We start from the raw sequence: 23,375 nt of genomic DNA, 5'->3' as shown, positions 1-23,375 counted from the left end.
GCTTATTCCAGGAAATAGCTCAGGCCAAAATAGGTGGGTGCGATGATACCTGCCGCCCAGATTGCGGCCGATAAAACATTGACCAGCTGGAATTGCCATTGCGGCATTGAGTACATCCCCGCAACGACCGGAATGATCGCCCGGACGGGGCCGAAGAAGTGTCCGAAAAACACGCCGAGCGCGCCCCATTTCGCAAAAAAAGCCTCGCCGCGCTCCACCAACTCCGGTTTGCGGTTGAATGGCCAAAGCTTGTGGATGTCATCCTTGTAGTAGAGGCCGATCCAATAGGAGACCGCGTAACCGAAGGTGCCGCCGAGACTTGCAGCGACGATTGCCGGCCAGAGAACGTCGAGCCCTACACCGCTTTTAGCCAGCAACGCGGAAATCCCGATCAAAATCGCGGTGCCCGGCCAGATGATCGATAGAAAACAGAAGCTTTCGAGAAACGCGACCACAAATGCGATGGGCATGGCCCAGTCGTCGTTGGCCTTCACAAACTCTACGATCGCATTGACAAAGTCCTGCACGCTCATTTCGTAGCGACTTTCATTTTGGAGGTTATCGTCAGCGTGCAAGCCAGAGCGGCTGGCGGTCGTGTGCCCTGTGACGGCCAAATAAGAAGCCAAATCGCGGGTTCAAGTCTAGCGGCACCGGCGCGCGATTTCCTGTGCGAGTTCACGCGAGACTTCACGCGCAAGCATCGCTCCGCGCGCAATCTGTGCCGTCGTCAATCCGAGATAACCGCCTCCGCTGAGGGCGGAAGGACCGCGATCGGCTTCTGCCTTGCCTCGGGCTAACTCGTTGCAATTCAACTCCTTGCGCTTTTTGCTGAAGGCCATGAGGCGCACGCCCGACGCGTATTCATGAGGGCCGGCGGGATGGTTCACCCAAGCGCGGGATGTGTCCGCCATGTAGGAATCGAAAACCATTTTGCGTTGGCTGATACAGACATGGCTGTCGTCGACGCACTTCATGCCGAGCGCCGGGTCTCCCAATGCTGCTTCGTTCCCTGCGCAGCCAGCCGCCACAAAGGTGATGGCGAGCAAAAACGCCATGGCGGTGTTCGATTTTCGGGCCGCGAGCGCATATTCGAATTTATGCAAGGTAATTTCCGTTTTCGTTTCCCTCTGGCGGTAGAAAGCCAGCATGGCGGGCTCGTGACGAACCGGGGTCTAAGATGTGGCCCGTGTCAACCCACTAGCCGGATTCGCCACAGAACTGCATCTCTACGCCTCAGATCGTCCGATTGGAGCCTAAGCCATGCCGTTTGCCGTTCAGATACATGCTACCGGGGGACCGGACGCCTTGGTCTATGAGGACGTGGCCGTTCCCGAGCCGGGCCCTGGGGAGGTGCGCCTTCGCCAGCGCGCCATTGGTGTGAATTATATCGACGTCTACCATCGGACTGGCCTCTACAAGTTACCGAAGCTGCCGGCAATCATCGGTTCGGAAGGGGCGGGCGACGTCATTGCGATCGGTCGTGGCGTCGACCGGTTCAAGGTTGGCGATAGGGTCGCTTATGCCGGTCCGCTCGGCGGTTATGCCGAAGAGCGGATTGTGCCGGCCGAACGGCTCGTGAAGCTGCCGGACGGCATTTCGTACGAGACGGCCGCGGCGGGTCTGCTGCAGGGCATGACGGTTCGCTACTTGTTGCGTGAAGTTTATCGGGTTGGGCCCGAGACGACGATGCTCTTGCACGCTGCGGCAGGCGGCGTCGGTCTTATTGCGTGCCAGTGGGCACATGCGCTTGGCGCGACGATCATCGGGACGGTCGGCTCGGATGAGAAAGCGGAGCTTGCCATGGCCAACGGCTGCACGCACGCAATCAACACGAAGCGCGATGATTTCGTCAGCGGCGTGCGCGCGTACACGCAGGGAAACGGATGCGATGTCGTTTACGATTCCATCGGCAAGGATACATTTCCGCAATCGCTCGATTGTCTGAAACCGAAGGGGCTTTGGGTATCTTTCGGCAATTCGTCGGGGCCGGTTCCGCCATTCGAACTCACGGCGCTGAAAGGGTCTCTTTTCGCCACGCGTCCGTCGCTTTTAGCTTATACGGCAACACCCAAGGATCTCCAGGATAACGCGGCCGAACTCTTCGAGATGCTCCTCAGCAAACAAATTCGGATCTCGGTCAATCACCAATATCCGTTGAGCCACGCCGCAGATGCGCATCGAGATCTTGAAGCCCGGCGAACGACGGGCTCGATCATTCTCATTCCCTAAGGACTGATATGCAGGACGACGGAGACGACGAGCCAATCGCACTCTATTTTTGGCCGACGCCCAATGGTTTGAAGATTTCCATCATGCTTGAAGAGCTTGGCGTGCCGTACGAGGTGAAATTCGTCGACATCGCCAAGGGCGAGCAATTCGCGCCGGACTTCCTGGCGATTTCGCCCAACAACAAGATACCGGCGATTGTCGATCCCGATGGTCCGGACGGCCAGCGGCTCGCGCTTTTTGAATCGGGTGCCATTCTGCAGTACCTCGGCCGGAAGTTCGGGGCCTTCTATCCATCCAGCGAGCGGGCGAAGGCCGATGTCGACGAATGGCTTTTTTGGGGTGCGTCCGGGTTCGGTCCGATGGCTGGGCAATGCAATCACTTCCGCACCTATGCGCCGGAGAAGATTCCCTACGCAATCGATCGCTATACGAAAGAGGTCGAGCGGCTGTTCGGCGTGTTGGACAAGCGGCTCTCCGATCGTCCGTATCTCGCGGGCCAGTACTCAATCGCGGACATCGCGAGTTTCACCTGGGCGCGGATCTCAGAGAAGCTCGGGCAAGACATTGCCAAGTTTCCGAATGTCGAGCGGTGGCTCGGCGACATCGGTCAACGCCCGGCGGTGGTCAGAGGTCTGGCCGTAAAGAAAGTGTGAGGTGACTTGGCAACTAATTGCCGCGACCGACGAGGCTTTCGGGATCGACTGTGCGTCCGGTGACCGTTTGGAATGCCATCGCGCTCAGCACTTTGTTCGACTGAACGTGCCGAAGCGCTTCGGACGGCTCGCCGGTCCGGCCAGTTAGCGGATTCCCAACGGTGTCTTCGCCCGACAGGTCAGACAATCCAATGTAGGCGGGGTGCGATCCTTGCTGCGCACAACCTGCGAGCAACAGAAACCCCGTAGCCGCCAACGAGCGGCAGACTACCGACTGAACCATAATCCCTCACTCGGGCTAGAAGCAGCCCGAACCCTCCTTAAGACCGATTCCCGGCCCCGAATTTAAGGTTACCAGCCCGCGGCTGAACCCCGGCTGAACGTTCGAACCCCGTCGTTTGATCTAGCCGCCGCGGGTAGCCTTTTTGAAGCATGGTTAGCAATTGGTGGCAACCCTTCTTAAGGTCAGATCAACAGTCGTCGCAGGGCGAACAGAATGTTCCGATTTCGGGCGGCCGGTAGCGGCGTGTAAGGCCATTTTAGCCTGCGGTTAAAGCAAATTTGTTCGGGTTTTTACGAGTTTTCATTCATCCGCTGCGATGGTTTCGATGCGCTCATCTGATTGCGAGCGTGTTGGCTTTGCCGCCTTTCGACATGAAGAGCGTATGGCGGTTTTGGAGTATTTTCACATGGCACGCATGGACGTGTTGTCGCGTCAAATCGATTATTCGGCTCAGGGCGATCACACGGATGCCCTGTTCGAGCTCGGCCTCAGCTTTTGCACGGGTCGCGACGGAGCGATCGATCTCATCCAGGCTCATAAGTGGTTCAACATCGCGGCGAGCCGCGGTAACGACGAAGCGAAACGCTATCGGTCGGAAGTCGCGTGCGACATGAGCAAGGCCGACATCATCAAAGCGCAGAAGCTGGCCCGCGAGTGGCTCGTTTCGGTTCACTGACGCCCTTCGTTGGACGGGCAGCGCGCGGCGCCGTGCTTTGCGGCGTCAGCAATTTGAGAAGAACGAGGAGAGGCACTTCCAAGAACTCTTGGCGGCGCCGCCGACCGCCGCTCCGGCCTTCTCGAGCGCGGTGCTCGCCGACTTCGCGGCCTCGCCTGCGGACTTCTGCGTATCGCTCAATCCTGCGCCTGCATTTTTCGCGCTCTTTTCGACCATTTCCTGGACGGTCTTAGGCGGCGCTTCATTCGCCGTCGCGTTCTGCGTCTGATCGTGAGGCGCTGCGGCCGGTTCCGGCTGCGATGTGCCTGCAGGTGCTTCTTGGGGATGAGCCCCTGCCGGAGCCGGCGCGTCTCCCGCTTTGGTCAGATCAGGGGCGCCGTTCTGCTGCGTGCCGTCCGATCCTCCATTCTCCATCATCGCTGGCACTGGCAGCTCTTTGCGTTCGCCTGGGCAGGGAGCCATCGTTGTCCGGTCTATCGAACAGCTCGCGTGAGCGCCTGCCTTGGCGAGCGACGTGATGCAATAGAGCTTGGCCACGGTATCGATTGTCGCGCTCGACGTGCCGTTGACGACGCAGGCGTAGCTTGCGTCAGGGCCGGTGCATTTGACGCACAACTCGGCCGCATTCGCCGCGGCCGCGCCCAGGACCAGGAGGGCCGGTATCCCGATACTCGACTGTGTCTTGATGCTAACGCGCACGGCTCAGCCCGTTTCCAATGGAAGGATATAGCTTTCAGGACACTAGGACGACTTTTGGGCGACTGCCAGCGGTGAACCGCATCACCTCTGTGCATTGTTCCGTCGTGTCTTGCATTGCGCTGGCGCGGCCTCTATAGGGGGCACTCGCCCATTGATTTGGGGAGACGTGGCCGAGTGGCTGAAGGCAACGGTTTGCTAAATCGTCATACGCTTTAAAGGCGTATCGAGGGTTCGAATCCCTCCGTCTCCGCCATGATATCCCGTCCAAACAAGTCCAACACAGTCCACGGACGTCCAAGAAATCCTGTAATTACAGCGCCAAATCGGCGATTTGACCTGTCCAGATCGGTGTGGATCGGTGCCAATTTGTTCTTTCCCATCCCCAACGAATTGTGGGATGGAATGTGGGTCAACGGATTGGCCCGGCATGATCAACCAGCCACAACGGAAACGCTTAAGCGCGCCGCGCGGAAACGGCCTCACGGCTGTCTTTGTCCGACAGAAGAAAGCACCCGGCCGATATGGCGATGGCAACGGTCTCTACCTCGTCGTTGATCCATCCGGCGCCTCGCGCTGGGTGCTCCGGGTGATGTACGAGGGTCGGCGGCGCGACGTCGGGCTGGGGGGCGCCTCGACGGTCACGCTGGCGGAAGCGCGCGACAAAGCCCATGAGCTTCGCAAGTTAGCGAAATCGGGCCAGGATCCGGTGGCGGCGCGCCGGGCGCTTCGCGACGGGGTGCCAAAGTTCGAAGATTGTTCCCGCACCGTCCATAAGGCGCGCAAGGCGACATGGCGCAACGGCAAGCATCAGGCGCAATGGATCAAGACGCTTGAGCTCTATGCCTTCCCGACAATCGGTCAGTTGGCGATGAACCGGATCGGAACCGCCGAGGTTCTCAAGCTTTTGCTTCCGATCTGGTCGACCAAACCTGAGACGGCACGCCGCGTGCTCCAGCGTGTGTCGACGATTATCGACTATGGGACTGCGGCCGGCATGCGGAGCGGCGAAAATCCTTGTCGCTTAGCGATCCTCGGACTTCCGAAGCATACCGATGAGGCTGAACACTTTGCGGCACTTCCGTACGCCGAGGTGCCGGGCTTTGTTGTGAAGCTTCGAAATTCGAACGCCGCGGAGATCACAAAGTTGGCCTTTGAGTTTCTGGTGCTCAACGCTTCGCGAAGTGGCGAGGTGCGACTGGCGCCGAAGTCGGAGATCGATTTCGACAGGGCGCTTTGGACCATTCCGGGAGAACGTATGAAGGGGGGACGTGAGCATGTTGTGCCTCTTTCGCCGCGCGCCCTTGAGATTGCGCGGGCGGCCACGGCACTCTTCCCGGAAAGCTCGCTGCTATTTCCGTCGCCGACAAATCCCGAAAAGCCACTCTCGGACATGGCGCTGACAGAGCTTCTCCGGCGGCTTGAGATTGATGCGACAGCGCATGGCTTCCGCTCGAGTTTTCGCGATTGGTGCAGCGAAGAGACCAGCTTCCCAAGTGAGGTTGCCGAAATGGCTCTCGCCCATACCATTAAGTCGAAAGTCGAAGCTGCCTATCGGCGCGGAAAGCTTTTGGAGAAGCGTTGTCGGTTGATGGACGCGTGGTCCAAGTTCGTGCTGTCCGATCCTGGTGAATCGAGTGAGATCGCCTAGCAATTCGTATTGCGCGACGCATCGGAAGATGACTGACCGCATTGGCACCCCCGTCTTCGGGATTCCGGCTGCAGTGCTCTATTTCGTGGCCGTATCGACCTGCATCGCGATGAGCATTGTTGCCGCCTACGCTGCGGACGTTCGCAATGGGGATGCGCTCTGATGCTGATCACCTTCGGCGGCATTGCCGCATTCTTCGCCGTTATCGTCGTCATCCTGCAGCTCAGTGGCATTCGCGACAGCAGCAGCGAGTATGCCATCGGCCGGCGGTCGTTCGGGGCCAATTATCAGGCGATGTCGTTCCTCAACACCTAGTACCCGGGTGCCATGTTCACGGCCTTCGGTGGCATGGCGGCAAGCGCCGGCGGTCGCACGAGATAGAGGCTGCTTTGGTATCGCGTTTGATGTCAATCTTCTCCGCAAACCCGATTGCATCGTCGACCTCGATCCCAAGGTGTCCGACATAGGCACCTGTGAGTCAGATCTAGCGGCTTGAGGAATGGAGGATTTCGGGTTCATCGTGACCACTTGAGGAGTGGAGCGTAAGAGCTAAATTCCGCAGGCCTGAAGCACCGTCTGAGCGGCTTGCCCAGCGATATCCGTCGGGCCACCCGCAGCAGTATTCGGCGGAAGAGAAGATCCGCATCGTCCTCGATAGCTTGCGCGGCGATGGCTCCATTACAAAACCTTACAGCCGCGCGGGCATCGCAGAGAGCCTCTACCACAGTTTGTCAAACGAGTTCCTCGAAGCCAGCAAGCGCAGGTTGGCTGGTGACACATGCGTCGCAAAGAGCGTGAAGCATGCGTGTCCCATTTGAAACGTCATGCGACTTTCGCACGGTTGTTACGGCCTCGTTGCGTTTCGCATCTTAATAGCGCGGCGTGAATTCAACTTAGGTTGGGTGGAGGCGGACGCGTTCCGTACGACGTCATGAGAGTTTGGCCCACAAAGCAGAAGAGGCAAGCGCGCATCGAGATCATTCCGATGATCGATGTCATGATGTTCCTGCTCGTTTTCTTCGTGCTCCTGAGCATCAATGTTCTGCCGGCGCTCGGACTCAAGATAAAGCCGCCGACCTCCGCTAAACCGGATCAAATCGTCGAACGGCAGCGTGTTCAGATCAATCTCGACGCCGCTGGCAAAACCTTCATTGACGGAACGCCCGTCGAACTCGTCGAGCTTCCAGATCGGCTTAACGGGATCGCAGACCCCCAGAAAAAAATGACAGTCGTGATCGCCGGCGACGAGCAAGCCGCCTTGCAGAGTCTGGTGGGCGTTCTCGATGCGTTGAAGCTCGCAGGGATCGCCAATGCGCAAATCGTTGCCAGGAATAAATAAGTGAATGCGCGATTGGACAGCGACGATCAGCAATTCGGTGGCTCTGGCAATCATTATCGGCGCGGTCGCGCTCATAATGACCATACCGGCACCTGCCGAGCGCCGGGGCGAAAGCAGCGGCGGGCCGCCGATGGAGATTTCATTGGAATCGGCACCCGCCGAGCCCCCGGCGGAGAAGGCGTCCGAGCCACCTCCGGCGCCGCCCGAACCGCCTCAACCCGAACCTCCGCCTCCGCCACCACCTCCTCCGCCCGAAGAACCGGAGCAAAAGCAGCCCGAGGAACCAAAGCCCCAGGAAATGCTGCTCGACGAGGATGGCGACACGACAAACCTGCACAAGCTCGAGGCCGCTGCGCCAGAGCTCAACTCGGCTTTCGCGAACTGCGTCCTGTCGAAAGCCGTGTACCCGTCGACAAAGGAAGCGCGAAAGCTGAAGCCGCACGGAACCGTGCAGCTCAAGGCCTACGTTTCGGAAGGCAAAATACTCGCCGTCGAGATCCTGAGCAGCTCCGGCTCTCCAATTCTCGATGCGGCAGCGCGTTCAACCGTCATCAATTCCGGCTGTGGCCCGATCGTAACCAACGGGGTCGTGTTCGGAGGATTGCAGTACTGAGCTGACGCTCAGGGGGCAAGTGAACTTGAGTAGGTAAAAGGGGGCACTAAAGTAATGCGTCGTTTGACAGTTGCGTTGATGTTGACGACCGCCAGTGCGGTCATCGGTTCGGTACAGGCACAGGAGGCGGCTCAGCCGGCCCAGCCTGAAAACAAAGCCACAACCACGGCTCAGCCAGAGGCCTCGGCACCAAGCGCCGCGCCCGCGAGCACGTATTCTCCGGTTGCCACGCCTCCGGCAGCACCGCAAAGCAGCGCTGCTGCTCCGAAAAGTGCCCCTCAGAACAATGGCCAAGCAAGCAGCTTCGGTACGATCGTGGTGCCGGAGGCGCAACAGCCGCTCTCACAAACAGGCATGACGGCGTCACCGACGGATTACGCTGCTGTCAAAGACAAGGCGGCAGCTGCGCGACGTACGACGGGAACGAACGCAGGCACTGCAGGTGCGGGCCAGACGTCGGGTGATGGGTCGGATCGGCCAGTGTCGCTCGGCGGCGTCACCGGCCAAGACTTCGGTGGCGGCAACATGATTATGGAACAAGCCAAGAAGAGCCGCTCGACGGTCACGCGCGACTCGATCGACAAGCAGGCGCCGACCGCGAACCCATATCAGCTTATCAATCTGCTGCCCGGTGTGGTCGCATCCAGCACCGACAACGCAGGTCTCAATGGCGGTAACATCCGCATTCGCGGCTTCAACTCCGATCACATCGGCCTGACGATCGAAGGCATGCCGGTCAACGACTCGGGTAACTATGCTCTTTATCCGCAGGAGTACGTGGACGCGGAAAACATCGGCCAGATTTCGCTATCTCAGGGATCTCCCGAGCTCGACAGCCCGCATGTCGGTGCAACTGGCGGCGTGATCAACATCTACGCCATCGATCCCTCGAAAACGATGGGCGCCCTCGTCGACTATTCGATCGGCTCGAACGGTCTCAGCCGTGAGTTCGTCCGCATCAATTCCGGTCAGGTCGGTGCCTTCCGTGCCTTCCTCAGCTATTCGCGCCTCGATCAGGATCACTGGGGGAACAATCCCGGCGACGACACACGCGATCACATCGATTTCAAGATGGCTGTGGACCTCAGCCCGGGCAATACAATCCGCTTCTCGGCGATCTACAACAACGCCGTCAACAACAACTATCCAAACCCGACGCTCAAGCAATTCAACAACAACGAAAATTTCGCGTTTTTGAGCACGTTGCCCAGCTCATTCTTCAATACGACGTCGCCGATCGATCAAAGCGCCAACAACGCGAGCAACTACTACAAGTATAAGGTCAATCCGTTCCAAAATCTTATCGTGTCGGCTCCATCGAACTTTACTCTCTCCGACAAGCTCAAATTCGATACCATTCCCTACCTTTGGCACGGGTACGGCAACGGTGGTGGCGTGACCACGATGAGCGACACCGGCATGTTCTGGGGCAACATGAAGATCACGAACGTGAACTATGGTGGCACCGCGGCTCTCACTGACAAAACCCTCTATTACAATCCATCGATCACAGAGACCAATCGCCCGGGCGTGATCAACAAATTCACGTATACCGAAGGCAACCATCAGTTCGTCTTCGGCAACTGGTTCGAATACGCGATGCACAATCAATGGGGCGGGTTCTCCCCGCTCAATGCAGACGGCAGCGTGGCCAGCGTCTGGGGTGATAAGAACAATTTCGTCCTGCCCTCGACCGCGGTATGCCAGAAATTCAATACGGCGACCAACAAGTACGATACAACTGTCACTTGCCCTGCGGGGGCCATGCAAAAACGTGACGTTAGCACGACGACGATGACCAACATGCTCTTCGTCGGCGACTCCTGGAAGTTCGCTCCCAATTGGACCGCAGACGTCGGCGTGAAGCAGGTTTTCGTGAACCGAACGGTGGAAGACGGTATGCCGTTTGCGCCACGGGCCACGAATGATCTGTACGACGCCGCGACGCTTCCGACCCTTGGCTTGAAATACCGGTGGGATCGGGAAAACCAGCTCTTCGCCAGCATCAATACCTCATTCCGCTCAGCGCAGAACTTCACATTGACACCGAACTATTCGAGCACGAGCCAGGCGAGTGGCGCTCCACCGGTCAAGATTCCCGATCCGGAACGCGGTATCGTCTATGAACTCGGACACCGATATCAAGGACAGATGTTGGCGACCTCGATTACTGGCTTTCTCGGCCGTTACGAGAACTTCCAACAGTCGACCAACATTCTCGATCCAAATACCGGAACGAACTACTCATCGACGATCAATGTCGGCGGCCTGATGAACTACGGTGTCGACTTCGAAGCCGGCACGCGGCCAATCAACAACTTCCGTCCCTACATCGGAATGGAGCTGCTGCGCACCGAGCAGCTTGACAACATGCAGACGGTCAACACCGCCGGTAAGCTGGACTATCTTCCAACGAAAGGTAAGCAGCTCGTCGGTGCGCCGCAGTTTACAACCGGCATTGGCCTCGACTACGACAACGGTCATCTCTTCGCCAACCTCAATTACAAGTACATTGGCTCACAATACTCGACGTTCATGAACGACGAGAAAATTGACGCCTATGGTCGCCTTGATGCGTCGATCGGCTATCGCTTCGATGACATCGCGCAGCTAAAGCAACCTGAAATCAAGCTCAGCCTCTTCAACCTGCTCAATTCGAGCGATCTGACGGGCGTAAACAGCTTCCAGACCAACGCCAGTCAGACAACAGGCGTCAACGGCGGCACTATCAAGGCCGCGTCTGCGCCCACCTACTACCTGGGCCAAGACTTCTCGTTCATGGTCACCCTGCGCGCAGGTCTCTGATGCAAATCGCGATCGATACCGCCTACTTCCATCACGTCTGTATCTTCGTCTTGTACGGTGCGGTGGTCGTTGCAGCGTTTATCGTCTTCGAGCGGGCCGTTTACTACGGCCTGCTCAACATGCGGGTAAGCGCGCTCAACGGCGTTCTGAAAGGTGCAATTTCAGGAGCCGGCGCAGAACGCCGGCTCGCCCGCCACGATATTTTCAGCCGGAACATCGCCAACTATCTCAAGTCGGCGCGAGATCCCGATCTCACCCGTGCGCACCTCGAGGATCTTTCGGCTGCTCTTTACATTCATGCGAGCGATGCAGTCGGCGGGAGACTCTGGCTTCTCGATACCATCGTCACGGCGGCGCCGCTCGTCGGTCTGCTTGGAACCATTCTCGGCATCATGGACACGTTCAACGCCTTGTCGGCGGGTGGCATTTCCGACCCGGCCGCCGTAAGCCGCGGCATCGGTGCGGCCCTGCTGGCGACCGCGATCGGCATCGGCACGGCCCTGTTCGGACTGCTCGGTCATAATTTCTTACACCGCTGGTCCGATCACTTGACCGAAGAGTTCAAACGCTTGCTCCTTCTTGGCGATATCTTCGTCGCGCGTCATCCCATGCCGCGCGAAACCGCAAAACTGACCACCATGGCTGCAGAATGACCGCATCAGCTCCACTCACTCGCCGTTCGGTTATTGCTGGTCTTGCCTCATTGACCGGCTCGGGGATCATTACGGATGCGGCTGCAGAGCCTGTCCAACGGATCGAGTTGAGATTGCTCGAGACGTCCGATCTGCACATGTTCGTGCTGGCGTGGGACTACTATCGCGCACGCCCCGACCCCACGGTCGGATTCGCCAAGGTTGCAAGTCTCATTGCGACGGCCCGGCAGGAGGCGAAGAACACTCTGCTGTTCGACAACGGCGACTTTTTGCAGGGTAATCCGCTCGCCGATCTCATCGTGGAACAACCCGATTTCTCAAGGCCGCATCCCATTGTTGAGATCATGGGGTCGCTCGGCTACGACGCCGGAGGGCTCGGCAATCACGAATTCAACTTCGGGCTGCCGTTTCTCGAGAAATCTCTGGCCAAATCAGCCATGCCGTTCGTCTGCGCGAATGTGGTGCGAAGCAACGGCGACCAGTTCATTGCGCCTCACACGATCCTCACGAAACGCGTCGAGGCAAACGATGGTAGCGTGCATTCCCTGCGCATCGGCGTGATCGGCTTCGTGCCACCGCAAATCGTGATGTGGGATCGACCGCGGCTCGAAGGCCGCCTCGCAAGCCAAGATATCGTCGAAACAGCGCGCCGCCTCATTCCAGAGATCAGGGCGCGATGCGACGTGCTCGTAGCGCTTTGCCATTCAGGCATCAATGCAGCCGAATGGAAGCCCAACCTGGAGAATGCCTCGTTCCATCTCGCCGGCGTCCCCGGCATTGATGTCATCATGACGGGCCATTCGCACCGCGTGTTTCCGGGGCCTGACTATGTGGGGCTCGCCGGCGTTGACGCGGTCAACGGACGATTGCAAGGAATACCCGCCGTCATGCCAGGCTTCTGGGGAAGCCACCTGGGCGTCGTCGATCTGGTTCTAAAGAACGAGACTGGCAAGTGGATGGTCGAGAGCGCCAAGGTCGAAACTAGGCCGATCTACCGGCGCGAGAAGGGAGCTGTCGAGGAACTTGCACCGTCGGCGCCCGTGGTGGTGTCTGCGATTGAGCCGAGGCACCGCACTACACTGACTTGGGTGGAGCGGCCATGCGGAAGCCTTGCCAACCCCGTGAACAGCTACTTCGTGTGGACGGGATATGACCCTGCCACCGCAATCGTCAATGCTGCCCAGCTTGCGTATGCGCGCCCATTGCTCGCCGACACGCCGTATCGGAATCATCCGCTGTTATCGGTGGCCGCGCCCTTCCGCGCGGGCTATACGCCCGATTCGTTCATTGACTTGCCCGCCGGCCAGCTCGCCTTCCGGCAAATCGCCGATCTCTATATCTATTCGAGCAACGTCGTGTCCGCGGTTGCAGTCACTGGCGCGCAAATCATCGAGTGGCTGGAGTTCGCGGCGCGCGCTTTCAACACCATTGACCCCAGGAAGGAGGAGCCGCAGGCCCTCATCGACAAGCGCATTCCTTCGTATAATTTCGACGTGATCGCGGGCCTCTCTTACCAAATCGATGTAACTGTCCCGCCTCGCTATGATGGTCAGGGGCAGCTGCGCGCAGAGAACCGCCGCATTCGCGACTTGCGCTTCGAAGGGGCACCAATCGACCCAATGCGCGAGTTTGTCGTTGTAACGAACAACTACCGCGCCGACGGTGGCGGAGGATTCGCAGTTCTGTCCGGAGTGCCGCTCGTTCTGCGCGCACCTGATACGAACAGAGACGCTGTAGTCGCGTATTTCAAAACGAATAGCCCTGTGTCGGCGCCGACGTCTGGGACTTGGTCGTTCGCCAAAACCGGAAACGGCGTGACCGTTCATTTTGACACTGCGGAGGGCGCACGCGCTTATGCATCCGGGGCGGGCGTCGAAATCTCGGGTCCTGGTGCTCCGGGCTATCTTCGCGCTCAGTTCAAATTGCCGTCCGCCTAGCTATCTCACCGGACGACTGCTTTTGACCCGAAGCGGACCGGGCCTCTCCCGGCGAAGCTGCATCGGAATTCTCCGGCTTTGCCTCCATCGAAAAATATTCAGCGATGGCGTCGTCCCATTCGGACATGGCTTCTGCGGGATAGGAGTCCATCCGACTGTCATTCAAGAGCAAGCCTGTCTTACGATAGGCGTATACGATCTCCGGTGGAGTTCCAGCCTTCTGCATCGCATCGAGGATGCCGGCCTTCAGGAAGTCCCCGGTGATCGGTTTGGGTTCATCGACACTCGGATCAAAGAATATAGGCTCGTCAGCCTTTGGATCGCGTCCGAACTTCTTTTTGAAGGCCGCCATCTGTTGAAGGATAATGTCTTCGGCGACCGCGATCAGTACTTTGCCGTGCCGCCGCTTGCGTGAAGTTTTTGATTCTTTGGCATGGGCACTGCCGCGCTGGGATTATTATTCCTCGTACGGATTGTTCGCGGCGGCATTACGTTCTTAGTGGGGGATGCAGCCGGTTGGGTTCGGGGCTCGCTAAGAACCGTGATCGCTTCGACCTGATCAAAAAGCGTTAAACCACCGTCCGCTTCGGGCCATGAGCAGACCTCGCGCAAGTGAGACGCCACGCCGGCGAACGATTGCTTTGCGTTGGGGTCAACCTAGATCAATTTCATCGTCAACCTCATGCTTGAGGTCGGTACCGTTGGCAGTGAGCACCATCTTCACCTTGAGGAACCCCTTGCCCTCTAGTTTCTGCTCACGAACGACACGCTCAAGCTCCTGCTGCGAAGTCAATCCGACGTGCTTCAGAAATTTGCGCAACGACATATTGAATCGTTCGTTGTCCATGGCGGTCCCCTTACAGTTGCTGACCTTGTGTAATGAAATCCCGAAGAGCGGTGTCGTAGCGTCGACCTGTTGCGGTCAGTCACGCGCTGTTTAGAAAGCGAACAAGAAAATTCCCCTGCAATGTCTTGCTATATTGCTTTGATTTGATGTTGCGACGCACAAGCCAGAGCCCGCGTCATCACAACGGAATAAAGGACCTTTCAGCAGCCAAGCCCTAAGAGCCACGTCGCTCGTCGGGCGGCCGCAGTGCGGCAAGCTGTTGGACGAGAGTGACAATGCCGGAAACCTCGATGTGACTCTCTTCGATTTCGTCCAGGATTTCCTCGGCAAGCTGCCAGACAGGCTGCTCCGACATGATGGTCATAGGGACGTCATCGAAGAGGTGGCTCGCCATGTCGTGAAGGCACCGAAGGTTCGAATGAAGAGTTGCTCGCTCAGCCTCGCCGACGCAGGTATCGACGATTTCGATGGCGGTGAGGAGGCGAGATGTATCGAAGGTGCACCGCAAATGGTCGAGCACCAGCTGATCGACGGTGCCATGATCTGTAGCTGTGGTACGCGACTGAGCCATGGCGATATTGAGGCGATCACCTCCTGTCGATTAACCCGGTTCGTGGCGCGAGGCGACGGGTCCGCATATGTTATGCATCGTAATAGAGATGAAACTCGTAAGGGTGCGGGCGTAGCCTGATGGCATCCACTTCCTTTTTCCGTTTGTAGTCGAGCCAGGTCTCGATAACGTCCTTGGTGAAAACGTCGCCCCGCATCAGGAATTCGTGGTCGGCTTCGAGCGCATCGAGCGCCGCCTCCAGCGAGCCGGGCGTCGACCTCACATTCCTGGCCTCTTCCGGGGGCAAGTCATAGAGGTTCTTGTCAATGGGTTTGCCAGGATCGATGCGGCCCTCGATTCCGTCGAGACCCGCGAGCAGCATGGCGGCGAAGGCCAGATACCCATTGCAGGAGGGATCCGGTGTGCGGAACTCAACACGCTTTGCGCGCGGATCAGGCGAATACATCGGAATCCGACAACACGCGGAGCGATTGCGCTGCGAGTAAACCAGATTAATCGGCGCTTCATATCCCGGAACGAGCCGACGGTAAGAGTTTGTCGTCGGGGCGCAAAGCCCACAGAGCGACCAGGCATGCTTGAGCAAACCGCCAATATAGAAGCGACCGAGATCGCTGAGCTCTGCGTAGTCCGTCTGGCCGTAGAACAGATTTGTATCGCCATTCCATAGGCTCTGATGGACGTGCATGCCCGACGCGTTGTCCTCAAAGAGCGGCTTAGGCATAAACGTCGCCGTTTTGCCGTGTTGGCGAGCGGTGTTTTTGATCACGTACTTGTAAATCATTAGGTTGTCGGCCATGCGCGTCACCGTCGCATAATGCATGTCGATCTCGGCCTGCCCGGCCGTCGCCACCTCATGATGATGAGCCTCGACGCGTATTCCCAACTTTTCCAGTTCGAGCACCATCTCGGTGCGGAGGTCTTGCATGCTGTCGACCGGGGGCGCCGGGAAATATCCTTCCTTCTGTCTCGGCTTGTGGCCGAGGTTCGGCTCTTCCTCTCGCGCCGAGTTCCAGATGCCCTCATTCGAATCGATCTCGTGGCAGGCGTAATTGATGCCCTGAGCGTAGCGTACGCCATCGAAGACGAAGAATTCCGCCTCTGGACCGAAATGGGCCGTGTCGGCAATGCCCGTGCTCTTCAAGTAGATCTCGGCCTTCTGGGCGATGTAACGAGCATCGCGACTGTAAGGCTGCCCGGTGACCGGGTCCCGGATGTTGCAGATGAGAACTAGGGTCTGTGCCCTTTGAAAAGGATCGATGAATGCCGTCGCCGGGTCCGCCACGACAAGCATGTCGCTTTCCTGGATCTCCTGGAACCCCCGGATCGACGATCCATCGAAACCGATTCCCTTTTCGAGCGTCGCAGCGTCGACCGCGCCTGGTGGAACCGAAAAATGCTGCCACGTACCGGGCAGATCCGTGAATCTCAAATCGATCATCTGCACGTCTTTGTCCTTGATTGATTCAAGGACGTCCGCCGTCGTCTCACAATTGAGAAACATTGCTGCTCTCCCATTTCGCCCGAGCATTGCCTACAGGAACTCGAACGTCCGGGAAGGACCGATTTGCTGACGGCAGGTTCGGGCTCGCTTGACTGTCTCTGGGGAGATCAAACTCCATTTGTAAACTCACAATTCTAGCGCAGCGCACCCAAAATGCCCATTGAGATCATGCCCGTCTGGATGGGCCCTGGAGGCCCTTCAACGATGCACCTGCTCAGTCGCCCGCACCCGGCTTGGGGGAAAAGTACTTGTCGAATTTCCCCGTCTCGGCCCAGTAGACGTGGGCATCCTTGGGCATGTCCTTCTTGACCGTTATATTTGGCCACTTCTGCGCGTACTCTTGGTTGAGTGCCAGCCACTTTTCGAGGCCAGGTTCGCTGTCCGCCTTGATGGCGTCGACCGGGCACTCGGGCTCGCACACTCCGCAGTCGATGCACTCGTCGGGATGGATGACGAGCATGTTCTCGCCCTCGTAGAAGCAGTCGACCGGGCACACCGCGACGCAATCCGTGGTCTTGCACTTGATGCACTTCTCATCGACGACGTAGGTCATAGTGCGTTCCCTTTTAAAGGGCAGGCGAGAGAGTTCCTGTCGCTATCGCCACAACCAGGTCTCGGCAGGACCCCGTTCCCGCGTCGTCTATTTGTAGGGCGCATCTAGCGCCAGGTTCTTCGCAATCTCGCGTTCCCAGCGGTCCCCATTATCGAGCAGCCGCTGCTTGTCATAGATGAGCTCCTCTCGCGTCTCTGTTGCAAATTCGAAGTTCGGTCCCTCAACGATGGCGTCGACCGGACACGCTTCTTGGCAGAGCCCGCAGTAGATGCACTTGGTCATGTCGATATCGTAGCGCGTAGTGCGCCGCGTTCCGTCGTTGCGACGAGGGCCGGCTTCAATCGTGATCGCCAACGCCGGGCAGATCGCCTCGCACAGCTTGCAGGCGATGCAGCGCTCCTCCCCGTTGGGATAGCGCCTGAGGGCGTGCTCGCCACGAAAGCGAGGCGACAGCGGCCCCTTTTCGAACGGATAGTTGAGTGTCTTCTTCGGCGCGAAGAAGTAGCGCATGGACAGGAAGAACGCCGAGACGAACTCGGTGAGAAAGAGAGACTTGATACCCCGTCTGATCGAGGTCATGCGACGAGCCCTTGCAAATCGCAGCTGCAATTTACGCCTTTTTCGTCATGTCAGGTGGCTTAAAAACACGAATGTGATTGGCGCTGATGTGCGCGGATACCCAGATGCCAAGCGCCGATTTGATCGCGACATAGCCGGTGCTAGCGTGTCGGTCGTGGTGTCTTTTGCCGTCTGGCGGTGTCGACTGGTGCGCGATCGATCCGCCGCAACCGAATTGAGAGGAGACTCCAATGGCAACGTATATCGCGTTTGGGAATTTCACCGAGCAAGGCATTCGCAACGCAAAGGATTCGCCCAAAAGAAAGGAAGAATTCAAGGAAATGGCGAAGCAGCTGGGAGTGACGGTGAAGGATGTGTACTGGACTCTCGGACGATTCGACATCGTCCTCATTCTTGAGGCGCAGGATGATGCGGTGGCTGCCGAGCTCGGCCTTAATCTTGGCAAGCTGGGAAATGTCCGCACGGAAACAATGCGCGCTTTTGGACCCACCGAAGTGACCAAGCTACTTGATAGGATTGCCTAACCATCGCGATCCCGTGCGGTTCACTAACGGCGAGATCCGACGTGCAGTAAAGCCACCGTCCAGGAAACGGCCACTACTCCGGTCCAAGTGTCGTCAATGGTTGCGCGCGCCAATGTGGGCGTGCGGTACGTCAGCCATCAGCCGGTGAAACTCGCGGCCATTCAGACGCAACAGAGTGCGATGGTCCCCGCTCTCGAAGTAAATATCATCGAACCCTTCAAGGCTGTCATCCATCACGGCCTGCAGTCCGTAAGCGCCCGCGACCGGCGGGATAGCGCCAAGTGCGCAATCCGTGAACACAGTTGCGATCTCAGCTTCGCTCGCCAAGCCTACCGGCTGCTGCAACCACATACCGAGCGCGTCGAGACTCAAATTCAAGGACCCAGGGCGAAAGCGGGATGAAGCGCTACGGCTTGTCCCTCGAATTGGGGATTTGGTGCGGGGGCAAGGAAGGTCGCGATGCTGTAGAGGTTCAGAGGTCGCGCCCACTAGTCTTCAGAGCTGTGCACGTCCCTTTTGGGTCATGAGCTGACGTTGCAAGAAATTCGCTGGATGTCCGCTTTAGCCGCACCAGCATGACATCGATTTCTCCGGCACGAAGTTCCGGTTCGGTCGGGTAGCTGCCGTTGGAAGTTGAGAGAGTCGACTATCTTGATGCTGCCCGGCATGTGGCAAGGAACTCGACCCTAAAGATCGCGTTGATAGGCACCGGCGCTGAGAACGCCCGATCCTGAAAGGAAAAGCCCATGCACGCGATTGGAAAATTCAAAACAGCGCTACTCACGGCGGCCGTCGCTCTTTCTATGGCGGCGTTGGCGGCCTTCGCCGCCAGCGAGTTTGAGGGCACCTGGAAGGTTAAAGATACAGCCGGTAAGGCATTTGAGATCACGCTCACGAGAGACGGATCTGCTAAGGCCAATCGCGCTGGCGACGGCATGACCGGTACTTGGAAAGAAGAAGGCTCGGCGGCAGTGATAAGTTGGGACACGGGCTGGACCACGAAAATCTCGAAGGACGGCAACAAATATACAAAGAGTGCTTTTAAGAAGGGCGAGCCGGTGGATGGCAAGCCGACGAACACCTCGATTGCCGAAAAGGTGAAGTAAGCATACTGGGGCCAGGACGAACCCGCCCTTTCAACAGATTGGTACACAGACTCCGAGAAGGCTTGTCGATCATTACCGCAGCGAAGATAATCAATGCTGCCGACAAAACCGGCGGGCGACGCGCGTGACTTGCCGCTAGACGGTCAGCGTCATCGACGCAAAATACTTTCGGCGCGGCAAAAAAAGGAGGTCGCCATGTATGCGGGAATTCGCCAAGCCAAGGCAAAGTCTGGCGCGGCCGAAAAGTTGGCGAGCAAGATCAAGGAAGGTGCGATCCCCATCATCAGCGATGTTCCAGGATTCAAAGCCTACTACGTGGTCTACGCGCCGGATGACACGGTGACGGCGATCAGCATATTCGACGACTACACATCGGCGCAGGAATCCAACAAGCGCGCGCTCGCGTGGATCGAGGCGGAGCTCGCCCCGTTTCTCGCAGGCCCCGCGACCGCAGTGGCCGGGCCCATAATTGTACACACGATCGCCTGAGCGCAAAATTAGACGTCTTCCGCTTGAAAAGGGCGCGCCAGGCGGCGGGAGGGTGTTCGCGAAGCGCTCGACTACGATTGCCAACATTCAACCATGGCATGCGGTGTAGTAGATCTGTTCGCGAAGGAGGAGGCAACACACGAGCGACAAACGAGAGGCAAAGGCCATGAGCGAATTTGTGAAAGTCGCAACGATAAACGAGATTGGGTCGGGCCAGATCCGATTAGTCACCGCGAAGGGCAGAGACATTGCGCTATTCAATCTCGACGGTGAGTTCTTCGCGCTCGACAATCTCTGCACGCATGACGACGGGCCATTGGCCGAGGGAGAGATCTCGGGTCACGAGATCATCTGTCCGTTCCATGGTGCAAGGTTCGACATCCGCACAGGAGAGGTTCTTGGTCCGCCGGCTTACGAAGCGGTTGCGCACTATGACGTGCGGGTGACGGGAGTCGACATCGAGGTCGCTGTGTAGCGACTACCATGGAACAACTCGTTAGCAGGGAGATCAATCCTCACGACACCGACGCCCTAGTCCGGTCCGGGGCAAAAGCGAGAACATCTGACGAGTATGCCAAGCTTCCGGCAAAGAACTGAGGGCGCGGTTCGCTGGCAAGGCGAATTACTGATGCCGCTTTAGGTACTCACGGACGGCTTCCGCGCTTGAGCCAACTGCCTTTACCGCCGCTTCCAGCTTGCTCTCGGAGATGCCAAACTCTTTCGTCCAGTAATCAACCTCGTAGCGTTCGCTGAGATTGATGCGGGAACGGTCCTGCGGGCCTTTCTTGCTCCGATCGTCGGCCATGGCGAATTGTCCTTCTTGCCTGTTGCGCGCGAGGTTCCTACTTCGGGGTTGTTAGAGCATGCGCGATGAGTTCGCGAAGCTGTCTTCTCAACAGCGGTCCTTCAAGTTGCGAAACTCGATGGCCTTCAGAAATTAGCACACGTCGTATTTCGTCGACGGACCCGCATTTGCCTGATTTTGCGAGTTCGAACGCCCTCTCGAGTGCTGTCGGCATACGTCCCTCGCGTGCTGCGGCCTAGTATACATCTCCGCACTCAATGAAGTTTAAGTCTGAAGTTCGCGCGAACCTTCGCCACGGCGTATTCTGCAATCAAATCGCAGGATCTCTCCCCGTCGGTGAATTTTTGGAGGATCGCAAGGGCGAGGATATCAAGAACTGCAGAGATCGTGGCGCTATTAAACCGATCGGTCTCAATCAGTTCATCGCATGCGAGCCTGATCGCACCCTTCAGTACATCATCGTCGCGATCTTGATTGATGTGGGTGGAAGAGAAAAGTGTCTTCATTGCAAGCTCCCGTTAATGTAGGCGGGAGCGTAGAAGCACTCTCAGTCGGCAGTGCCCAACTATAACTGCCGATAACTCCGTTTAGCATCCCTTGAGGCCGGAGTCTGGTTCAATCGTTGCAGGCAGCTCGAGGGTTTGTAGCGAAGCGCCGAAGACCGAAGGGGATTTCCTTGTAATCGAGTGGTTTTCTCCTTATCTTCCATAAGATCGAGCTTCGCTGAAAACGACTTGGCCTCGCCGCGAAGTGCGCGCCTGACCGACGACCTTCCAAAAAATCTCGAGTGTCTGTCCTGAATTCGGACAGGCATTGCATGCGCACACATAACGAGGAGTTTTCTTATGCCGACTGGCACCGTGAAGTGGTTCAATGGTCAAAAAGGTTTTGGCTTTATTCAGCCGGACGACGGCGGTAACGACGTCTTCGTGCACATTAGTGCCGTCGAACGCGCTGGCCTTCGCGGCTTGAATGAGGGACAGAAAGTATCCTTCGACGTCGTTGCGGATCGTCGAAGCGGCAAGTCCTCCGCAGACAACCTTCGCGCCGTATAACGGCAACTGCGAAGAAAGCGATCGGGTTCGACCACGGATGTACTGGCGATAAACTCGGTCGATTGGGAGCCCGTGTCTGGTTTGCCAGTTGCGGGCTTTTTCTTTTTTTGGATCTACGAGGAACTACAAAATGGCGATGCCGCCGAAAGCCGTATCGAGCGCAGCTGAAAATAAGCTCAGGCGCGCGCAGGAAGCGTCTCAGGCCATGAAGGAATACGAAGTCGAGAGGCTTGCTATTCGTACAAAAACCGATCGGTTGCGGGCGGAACGCCTTGCACGCGAGGCTGCAAATCCGCCTACCAAAAAGGGGCAGTAAACACCGGTTTTAGATCATTGCAAACTTGGCCGGATTTGGCGGAGAAAGACTTCACCTAAAACCCCTAGCGAATCCTGGCGAGCGCCGCCTTGAGCGCTTCGACTTCACTGTCAAAGCGTCGAGTAAGGCCGCAATCGATCACTTCAGCCCCATCGACGTGCGCGATCCAGAAGTCTCCGTGTTGCTCGATCCTGATCCGAGCATCGTCAGAGATCAGCGGCCTGCGATACGTGTCCGCGCGATAGCTCTGAAACCGGACGCCGTCCACGGTCTGCTAGTGATAAAGCGGATGCAGTGCCGGCCACTTCGCCTCTGTCGATCTGAAAACTGCTCATCTCGCCCTTGCGCCTGACCATGTTTCGTGGGTGAGGATCGCCTAATATGAGAGTCAGAAGGAGATACTCCCATGACTAATTCAAGGCTACACGAAGAAAGTCAGTTGCTCGCGAGAGTAACTGTGCTCGAACGCGTCGTGGGCACGATGGTGCGGGAAAGCATGCTCGGAACGGGCCAAGATCCGAGGCACATCCTCGCCTACGGCGAAAGCATAAAGAAATTCTTCGAAGGCCGCACGCCCATGGGCGCAACCGAGGGCGAAATCAATGCGGCTGCCGATAGGTTCTTTTCGGAGATTGCTTCGGATATCGGAAGCCAAGACAGCCACCAATAGGGTCGGTTGGGGCGAGTGATGTCAAGCACCTGTAGAATGAAGACGCCGCCTACAGGCGGGGTCAAGGCTCGCATTTGGCCGAACGGTTCTCAGTGCCTGCACTGCTTCGAACAGAAGCGCGTCTCAACGAATTAATGCGTTTCTTCTTAGAATAGGAGTATGGTGTGCATATCGTCGACTTGCATTCCTGGGCGTCGGCGGCCGAGAGTTGTGATGTGCTCCCGCCTAAATAGCGTGGGAGTGCGCAATGAAATTCCCCAACGGTCATTATAATAACGACCAGCTCAGTGTGCTTAGCGCCGCGTTGATTCTTGTCTGCAAAGAACTTGACATAAGCGGGACAGACGACGTGGGCCGCGAGCGTATTGCGGTGCAGTTGTTGGCACTGGCGCAATCGGAGCCGTGCGATACCGAGAGCCTGAGCGCGAAAGCGGTCGAGCAATTTCGGGACCAGCTGCGCGCACTCCCATCAATCGCGTCGTTTGAAATGTTGGACGGCGCGGAATGATGAGAGGATCAAGGACCTTTACAGGTCTGCCAGAGGTTTAGTCTCCAATAAGGAGACAAAACATGGCAACTAAAGATGCGCATGGGCAAGTTACAGAAACGCCCCGAGAGGCGAGGCAGGCAGAAAACTCAAAAAATTCCTTTGTCGTCCTGACCGTCTCGTTGGTCGTTCTGGCGATTATTGGCGTTGGCCTATTTTGGTATTTCGGCATAGTTCCGGCGACGCACGGTCCGGGTCCGGGCTAGTTGTTTAGAACGTTCCGACTTTTCAGCACGCGAGGAAGCCGGAGGCGCAGAGGAACACCCTCCAAGCCTGC

The 23,375-nt window shown here is 57.7% G+C and carries 32 protein-coding genes, 1 tRNA gene and 1 pseudogene; 21 read left to right on the top strand and 13 right to left on the bottom strand.

What is annotated here, in order from left to right:
* Window positions 1–2 precede the first annotated feature (2 nt).
* Together AB4Z24_RS03960 and AB4Z24_RS03955 are read right to left on the bottom strand one after the other, a co-directional pair.
* The gene (locus AB4Z24_RS03960; protein ID WP_441706114.1) at window positions 3–533 is read right to left on the bottom strand and encodes a DedA family protein; all 531 of its coding nucleotides are present in this window, start codon (window positions 531–533) and stop codon (window positions 3–5) included.
* 108 nt (window positions 534–641) lie between these two features.
* Window positions 642–1,148, bottom strand: a complete 507-nt coding sequence (locus tag AB4Z24_RS03955; RefSeq protein WP_441706113.1) for a hypothetical protein — start codon at window positions 1,146–1,148, stop codon at window positions 642–644.
* 112 nt (window positions 1,149–1,260) lie between these two features.
* On the opposite strand from AB4Z24_RS03955, the gene AB4Z24_RS03950 reads away from it, so the two are divergent.
* Both AB4Z24_RS03950 and AB4Z24_RS03945 read left to right on the top strand, forming a co-directional pair.
* Window positions 1,261–2,229, top strand: a complete 969-nt coding sequence (locus AB4Z24_RS03950) for a quinone oxidoreductase family protein (protein WP_441706112.1) — start codon at window positions 1,261–1,263, stop codon at window positions 2,227–2,229.
* 8 nt (window positions 2,230–2,237) lie between these two features.
* Window positions 2,238–2,882, top strand: coding sequence for a glutathione S-transferase N-terminal domain-containing protein (locus AB4Z24_RS03945; RefSeq protein ID WP_441706111.1), 645 nt, complete (start codon window positions 2,238–2,240; stop codon window positions 2,880–2,882).
* Window positions 2,883–2,895: 13 nt separating this feature from the next.
* On the opposite strand, the gene AB4Z24_RS03940 is transcribed toward AB4Z24_RS03945, so the two are convergent.
* Entirely contained in the window at window positions 2,896–3,165 is a 270-nt protein-coding gene (locus AB4Z24_RS03940) for a hypothetical protein (protein WP_441706110.1), read from the bottom strand.
* Window positions 3,166–3,571: 406 nt separating this feature from the next.
* Here AB4Z24_RS03940 and AB4Z24_RS03935 point away from each other — a divergent pair, with 406 nt between their 5' ends.
* Entirely contained in the window at window positions 3,572–3,841 is a 270-nt protein-coding gene (locus tag AB4Z24_RS03935; RefSeq protein ID WP_441706109.1) for a sel1 repeat family protein, read from the top strand.
* A 45-nt stretch (window positions 3,842–3,886) separates the two neighbouring features.
* Here the strand turns inward: AB4Z24_RS03935 and AB4Z24_RS03930 are convergent, their stop codons facing one another.
* Complete coding sequence (locus AB4Z24_RS03930; protein ID WP_441706108.1) at window positions 3,887–4,540, bottom strand: hypothetical protein; 654 nt, start codon at window positions 4,538–4,540, stop codon at window positions 3,887–3,889.
* A 160-nt stretch (window positions 4,541–4,700) separates the two neighbouring features.
* On the opposite strand from AB4Z24_RS03930, the gene AB4Z24_RS03925 reads away from it, so the two are divergent.
* From AB4Z24_RS03925 to AB4Z24_RS03880, 10 genes and pseudogenes are all read left to right on the top strand, one after another.
* Window positions 4,701–4,793, top strand: a tRNA-Ser gene (locus tag AB4Z24_RS03925).
* Window positions 4,794–4,967: 174 nt separating this feature from the next.
* On the top strand, window positions 4,968–6,188 hold the full coding sequence (locus tag AB4Z24_RS03920; RefSeq protein WP_441706107.1) for a tyrosine-type recombinase/integrase: 1,221 nt from the start codon (window positions 4,968–4,970) through the stop codon (window positions 6,186–6,188).
* A 28-nt stretch (window positions 6,189–6,216) separates the two neighbouring features.
* On the top strand, window positions 6,217–6,351 hold the full coding sequence (locus AB4Z24_RS03915) for a hypothetical protein (protein ID WP_441706106.1): 135 nt from the start codon (window positions 6,217–6,219) through the stop codon (window positions 6,349–6,351).
* Window positions 6,351–6,503 carry a hypothetical protein gene (locus AB4Z24_RS03910; RefSeq protein ID WP_441706105.1) on the top strand — a complete coding sequence of 51 codons (153 nt, stop codon included), beginning with the start codon at window positions 6,351–6,353 and terminating at the stop codon, window positions 6,501–6,503. Before AB4Z24_RS03915 ends, AB4Z24_RS03910 begins: the two co-directional genes overlap by 1 nt.
* A gap of 249 nt (window positions 6,504–6,752) precedes the next feature.
* Window positions 6,753–6,976 (top strand): annotated as a pseudogene (locus tag AB4Z24_RS03905) (hypothetical protein); the annotation flags it as partial.
* Window positions 6,977–7,119: 143 nt separating this feature from the next.
* Window positions 7,120–7,527, top strand: coding sequence for an ExbD/TolR family protein (locus AB4Z24_RS03900; protein ID WP_441706104.1), 408 nt, complete (start codon window positions 7,120–7,122; stop codon window positions 7,525–7,527).
* 4 nt (window positions 7,528–7,531) lie between these two features.
* Entirely contained in the window at window positions 7,532–8,140 is a 609-nt protein-coding gene (locus AB4Z24_RS03895) for an energy transducer TonB (protein ID WP_441706103.1), read from the top strand.
* Between the two features lie 54 nt (window positions 8,141–8,194).
* Window positions 8,195–10,945: a TonB-dependent receptor gene (locus AB4Z24_RS03890; RefSeq protein ID WP_441706102.1), complete on the top strand. Its 2,751-nt coding sequence runs from the start codon at window positions 8,195–8,197 to the stop codon at window positions 10,943–10,945.
* The gene (locus AB4Z24_RS03885; protein WP_441706101.1) at window positions 10,945–11,598 is read left to right on the top strand and encodes a MotA/TolQ/ExbB proton channel family protein; all 654 of its coding nucleotides are present in this window, start codon (window positions 10,945–10,947) and stop codon (window positions 11,596–11,598) included. The genes AB4Z24_RS03890 and AB4Z24_RS03885 overlap by 1 nt, the downstream gene beginning before the upstream one ends.
* Entirely contained in the window at window positions 11,595–13,535 is a 1,941-nt protein-coding gene (locus AB4Z24_RS03880) for a bifunctional 2',3'-cyclic-nucleotide 2'-phosphodiesterase/3'-nucleotidase (RefSeq protein ID WP_441706100.1), read from the top strand. Before AB4Z24_RS03885 ends, AB4Z24_RS03880 begins: the two co-directional genes overlap by 4 nt.
* Here the strand turns inward: AB4Z24_RS03880 and AB4Z24_RS03875 are convergent.
* The 6 genes from AB4Z24_RS03875 to nuoI all read right to left on the bottom strand — a co-directional run bounded on the left by AB4Z24_RS03875 (window position 13,516) and on the right by nuoI (window position 17,586).
* Window positions 13,516–13,887 carry a hypothetical protein gene (locus AB4Z24_RS03875; protein WP_441706099.1) on the bottom strand — a complete coding sequence of 124 codons (372 nt, stop codon included), beginning with the start codon at window positions 13,885–13,887 and terminating at the stop codon, window positions 13,516–13,518. The two genes, AB4Z24_RS03880 and AB4Z24_RS03875, sit on opposite strands and share 20 nt — an antisense overlap.
* 300 nt (window positions 13,888–14,187) lie before the next feature.
* Window positions 14,188–14,382 carry a DUF6494 family protein gene (locus AB4Z24_RS03870; RefSeq protein ID WP_441706098.1) on the bottom strand — a complete coding sequence of 65 codons (195 nt, stop codon included), beginning with the start codon at window positions 14,380–14,382 and terminating at the stop codon, window positions 14,188–14,190.
* A gap of 214 nt (window positions 14,383–14,596) precedes the next feature.
* Entirely contained in the window at window positions 14,597–14,953 is a 357-nt protein-coding gene (locus AB4Z24_RS03865; protein ID WP_441706097.1) for a hypothetical protein, read from the bottom strand.
* 70 nt (window positions 14,954–15,023) lie between these two features.
* Window positions 15,024–16,454 (bottom strand): type I glutamate--ammonia ligase, encoded by a 1,431-nt coding sequence (gene glnA / locus AB4Z24_RS03860; protein WP_441706096.1) that lies wholly within the window; start codon window positions 16,452–16,454, stop codon window positions 15,024–15,026.
* Between the two features lie 214 nt (window positions 16,455–16,668).
* On the bottom strand, window positions 16,669–17,007 hold the full coding sequence (fdxA, locus tag AB4Z24_RS03855) for a ferredoxin FdxA (protein WP_441706095.1): 339 nt from the start codon (window positions 17,005–17,007) through the stop codon (window positions 16,669–16,671).
* 87 nt (window positions 17,008–17,094) lie between these two features.
* Window positions 17,095–17,586 carry an NADH-quinone oxidoreductase subunit NuoI gene (nuoI, locus tag AB4Z24_RS03850; protein ID WP_441706094.1) on the bottom strand — a complete coding sequence of 164 codons (492 nt, stop codon included), beginning with the start codon at window positions 17,584–17,586 and terminating at the stop codon, window positions 17,095–17,097.
* Between the two features lie 230 nt (window positions 17,587–17,816).
* On the opposite strand from nuoI, the gene AB4Z24_RS03845 reads away from it, so the two are divergent.
* On the top strand, window positions 17,817–18,110 hold the full coding sequence (locus AB4Z24_RS03845) for a GYD domain-containing protein (protein ID WP_441706092.1): 294 nt from the start codon (window positions 17,817–17,819) through the stop codon (window positions 18,108–18,110).
* A 93-nt stretch (window positions 18,111–18,203) separates the two neighbouring features.
* Here the strand turns inward: AB4Z24_RS03845 and AB4Z24_RS03840 are convergent, their stop codons facing one another.
* Window positions 18,204–18,482 carry an aminoacyl-tRNA deacylase gene (locus tag AB4Z24_RS03840; protein WP_441706090.1) on the bottom strand — a complete coding sequence of 93 codons (279 nt, stop codon included), beginning with the start codon at window positions 18,480–18,482 and terminating at the stop codon, window positions 18,204–18,206.
* 374 nt (window positions 18,483–18,856) lie between these two features.
* On the opposite strand from AB4Z24_RS03840, the gene AB4Z24_RS03835 reads away from it, so the two are divergent.
* The 3 genes from AB4Z24_RS03835 (at window position 18,857) to AB4Z24_RS03825 (ending at window position 20,180) form a co-directional block, all read left to right on the top strand.
* The gene (locus AB4Z24_RS03835) at window positions 18,857–19,216 is read left to right on the top strand and encodes a hypothetical protein (RefSeq protein ID WP_441706088.1); all 360 of its coding nucleotides are present in this window, start codon (window positions 18,857–18,859) and stop codon (window positions 19,214–19,216) included.
* A 93-nt stretch (window positions 19,217–19,309) separates the two neighbouring features.
* On the top strand, window positions 19,310–19,705 hold the full coding sequence (locus AB4Z24_RS03830) for an antibiotic biosynthesis monooxygenase (RefSeq protein ID WP_441706086.1): 396 nt from the start codon (window positions 19,310–19,312) through the stop codon (window positions 19,703–19,705).
* Between the two features lie 166 nt (window positions 19,706–19,871).
* On the top strand, window positions 19,872–20,180 hold the full coding sequence (locus tag AB4Z24_RS03825) for a Rieske (2Fe-2S) protein (RefSeq protein WP_441706084.1): 309 nt from the start codon (window positions 19,872–19,874) through the stop codon (window positions 20,178–20,180).
* A 147-nt stretch (window positions 20,181–20,327) separates the two neighbouring features.
* Here the strand turns inward: AB4Z24_RS03825 and AB4Z24_RS03820 are convergent, their stop codons facing one another.
* Together AB4Z24_RS03820 and AB4Z24_RS03815 are read right to left on the bottom strand one after the other, a co-directional pair.
* Window positions 20,328–20,510: a DUF3606 domain-containing protein gene (locus tag AB4Z24_RS03820; RefSeq protein WP_441706082.1), complete on the bottom strand. Its 183-nt coding sequence runs from the start codon at window positions 20,508–20,510 to the stop codon at window positions 20,328–20,330.
* Window positions 20,511–20,764: 254 nt separating this feature from the next.
* Window positions 20,765–21,016, bottom strand: coding sequence for a hypothetical protein (locus tag AB4Z24_RS03815; protein WP_441706080.1), 252 nt, complete (start codon window positions 21,014–21,016; stop codon window positions 20,765–20,767).
* Between the two features lie 339 nt (window positions 21,017–21,355).
* On the opposite strand from AB4Z24_RS03815, the gene AB4Z24_RS03810 reads away from it, so the two are divergent.
* From AB4Z24_RS03810 to AB4Z24_RS03795, 4 genes are all read left to right on the top strand, one after another.
* The gene (locus AB4Z24_RS03810; protein ID WP_441706078.1) at window positions 21,356–21,565 is read left to right on the top strand and encodes a cold-shock protein; all 210 of its coding nucleotides are present in this window, start codon (window positions 21,356–21,358) and stop codon (window positions 21,563–21,565) included.
* Between the two features lie 722 nt (window positions 21,566–22,287).
* Complete coding sequence (locus AB4Z24_RS03805) at window positions 22,288–22,551, top strand: hypothetical protein (protein ID WP_441706077.1); 264 nt, start codon at window positions 22,288–22,290, stop codon at window positions 22,549–22,551.
* A gap of 247 nt (window positions 22,552–22,798) precedes the next feature.
* A complete protein-coding gene (locus AB4Z24_RS03800; RefSeq protein ID WP_441706075.1) occupies window positions 22,799–23,059 on the top strand; it encodes a hypothetical protein in 261 nt (86 codons plus the stop codon).
* A 62-nt stretch (window positions 23,060–23,121) separates the two neighbouring features.
* Window positions 23,122–23,304 (top strand): hypothetical protein, encoded by a 183-nt coding sequence (locus AB4Z24_RS03795; RefSeq protein ID WP_441705609.1) that lies wholly within the window; start codon window positions 23,122–23,124, stop codon window positions 23,302–23,304.
* Window positions 23,305–23,375 lie beyond the last annotated feature (71 nt).

Origin of the sequence: Hyphomicrobium sp. 2TAF46, assembly GCF_052114865.1 — a bacterium.
Taxonomy (GTDB): domain Bacteria; phylum Pseudomonadota; class Alphaproteobacteria; order Rhizobiales; family Hyphomicrobiaceae; genus Hyphomicrobium_B.
Note: the sequence above shows the minus strand (reverse complement) of the source record. Positions and strands in the feature narration are given on the sequence as shown.

Coding starts and splice junctions, on each gene's coding strand:
- AB4Z24_RS03960 (WP_441706114.1), bottom strand. CDS start 533: ATGAGCGTGCAGGACTTTGTCAATGCGATCGTAGAGTTTGTGAAGGCC.
- AB4Z24_RS03955 (WP_441706113.1), bottom strand. CDS start 1,148: ATGCTGGCTTTCTACCGCCAGAGGGAAACGAAAACGGAAATTACCTTG.
- AB4Z24_RS03950 (WP_441706112.1), top strand. CDS start 1,261: ATGCCGTTTGCCGTTCAGATACATGCTACCGGGGGACCGGACGCCTTG.
- AB4Z24_RS03945 (WP_441706111.1), top strand. CDS start 2,238: ATGCAGGACGACGGAGACGACGAGCCAATCGCACTCTATTTTTGGCCG.
- AB4Z24_RS03940 (WP_441706110.1), bottom strand. CDS start 3,165: ATGGTTCAGTCGGTAGTCTGCCGCTCGTTGGCGGCTACGGGGTTTCTG.
- AB4Z24_RS03935 (WP_441706109.1), top strand. CDS start 3,572: ATGGCACGCATGGACGTGTTGTCGCGTCAAATCGATTATTCGGCTCAG.
- AB4Z24_RS03920 (WP_441706107.1), top strand. CDS start 4,968: ATGATCAACCAGCCACAACGGAAACGCTTAAGCGCGCCGCGCGGAAAC.
- AB4Z24_RS03915 (WP_441706106.1), top strand. CDS start 6,217: ATGACTGACCGCATTGGCACCCCCGTCTTCGGGATTCCGGCTGCAGTG.
- AB4Z24_RS03910 (WP_441706105.1), top strand. CDS start 6,351: ATGCTGATCACCTTCGGCGGCATTGCCGCATTCTTCGCCGTTATCGTC.
- AB4Z24_RS03900 (WP_441706104.1), top strand. CDS start 7,120: ATGAGAGTTTGGCCCACAAAGCAGAAGAGGCAAGCGCGCATCGAGATC.
- AB4Z24_RS03895 (WP_441706103.1), top strand. CDS start 7,532: ATGCGCGATTGGACAGCGACGATCAGCAATTCGGTGGCTCTGGCAATC.
- AB4Z24_RS03890 (WP_441706102.1), top strand. CDS start 8,195: ATGCGTCGTTTGACAGTTGCGTTGATGTTGACGACCGCCAGTGCGGTC.
- AB4Z24_RS03885 (WP_441706101.1), top strand. CDS start 10,945: ATGCAAATCGCGATCGATACCGCCTACTTCCATCACGTCTGTATCTTC.
- AB4Z24_RS03880 (WP_441706100.1), top strand. CDS start 11,595: ATGACCGCATCAGCTCCACTCACTCGCCGTTCGGTTATTGCTGGTCTT.
- AB4Z24_RS03875 (WP_441706099.1), bottom strand. CDS start 13,887: ATGGCGGCCTTCAAAAAGAAGTTCGGACGCGATCCAAAGGCTGACGAG.
- AB4Z24_RS03870 (WP_441706098.1), bottom strand. CDS start 14,382: ATGGACAACGAACGATTCAATATGTCGTTGCGCAAATTTCTGAAGCAC.
- AB4Z24_RS03865 (WP_441706097.1), bottom strand. CDS start 14,953: ATGGCTCAGTCGCGTACCACAGCTACAGATCATGGCACCGTCGATCAG.
- glnA (WP_441706096.1), bottom strand. CDS start 16,454: ATGTTTCTCAATTGTGAGACGACGGCGGACGTCCTTGAATCAATCAAG.
- fdxA (WP_441706095.1), bottom strand. CDS start 17,007: ATGACCTACGTCGTCGATGAGAAGTGCATCAAGTGCAAGACCACGGAT.
- nuoI (WP_441706094.1), bottom strand. CDS start 17,586: ATGACCTCGATCAGACGGGGTATCAAGTCTCTCTTTCTCACCGAGTTC.
- AB4Z24_RS03845 (WP_441706092.1), top strand. CDS start 17,817: ATGGCAACGTATATCGCGTTTGGGAATTTCACCGAGCAAGGCATTCGC.
- AB4Z24_RS03835 (WP_441706088.1), top strand. CDS start 18,857: ATGCACGCGATTGGAAAATTCAAAACAGCGCTACTCACGGCGGCCGTC.
- AB4Z24_RS03830 (WP_441706086.1), top strand. CDS start 19,310: ATGCTGCCGACAAAACCGGCGGGCGACGCGCGTGACTTGCCGCTAGAC.
- AB4Z24_RS03825 (WP_441706084.1), top strand. CDS start 19,872: ATGAGCGAATTTGTGAAAGTCGCAACGATAAACGAGATTGGGTCGGGC.
- AB4Z24_RS03820 (WP_441706082.1), bottom strand. CDS start 20,510: ATGGCCGACGATCGGAGCAAGAAAGGCCCGCAGGACCGTTCCCGCATC.
- AB4Z24_RS03815 (WP_441706080.1), bottom strand. CDS start 21,016: ATGAAGACACTTTTCTCTTCCACCCACATCAATCAAGATCGCGACGAT.
- AB4Z24_RS03810 (WP_441706078.1), top strand. CDS start 21,356: ATGCCGACTGGCACCGTGAAGTGGTTCAATGGTCAAAAAGGTTTTGGC.
- AB4Z24_RS03805 (WP_441706077.1), top strand. CDS start 22,288: ATGACTAATTCAAGGCTACACGAAGAAAGTCAGTTGCTCGCGAGAGTA.
- AB4Z24_RS03800 (WP_441706075.1), top strand. CDS start 22,799: ATGAAATTCCCCAACGGTCATTATAATAACGACCAGCTCAGTGTGCTT.
- AB4Z24_RS03795 (WP_441705609.1), top strand. CDS start 23,122: ATGGCAACTAAAGATGCGCATGGGCAAGTTACAGAAACGCCCCGAGAG.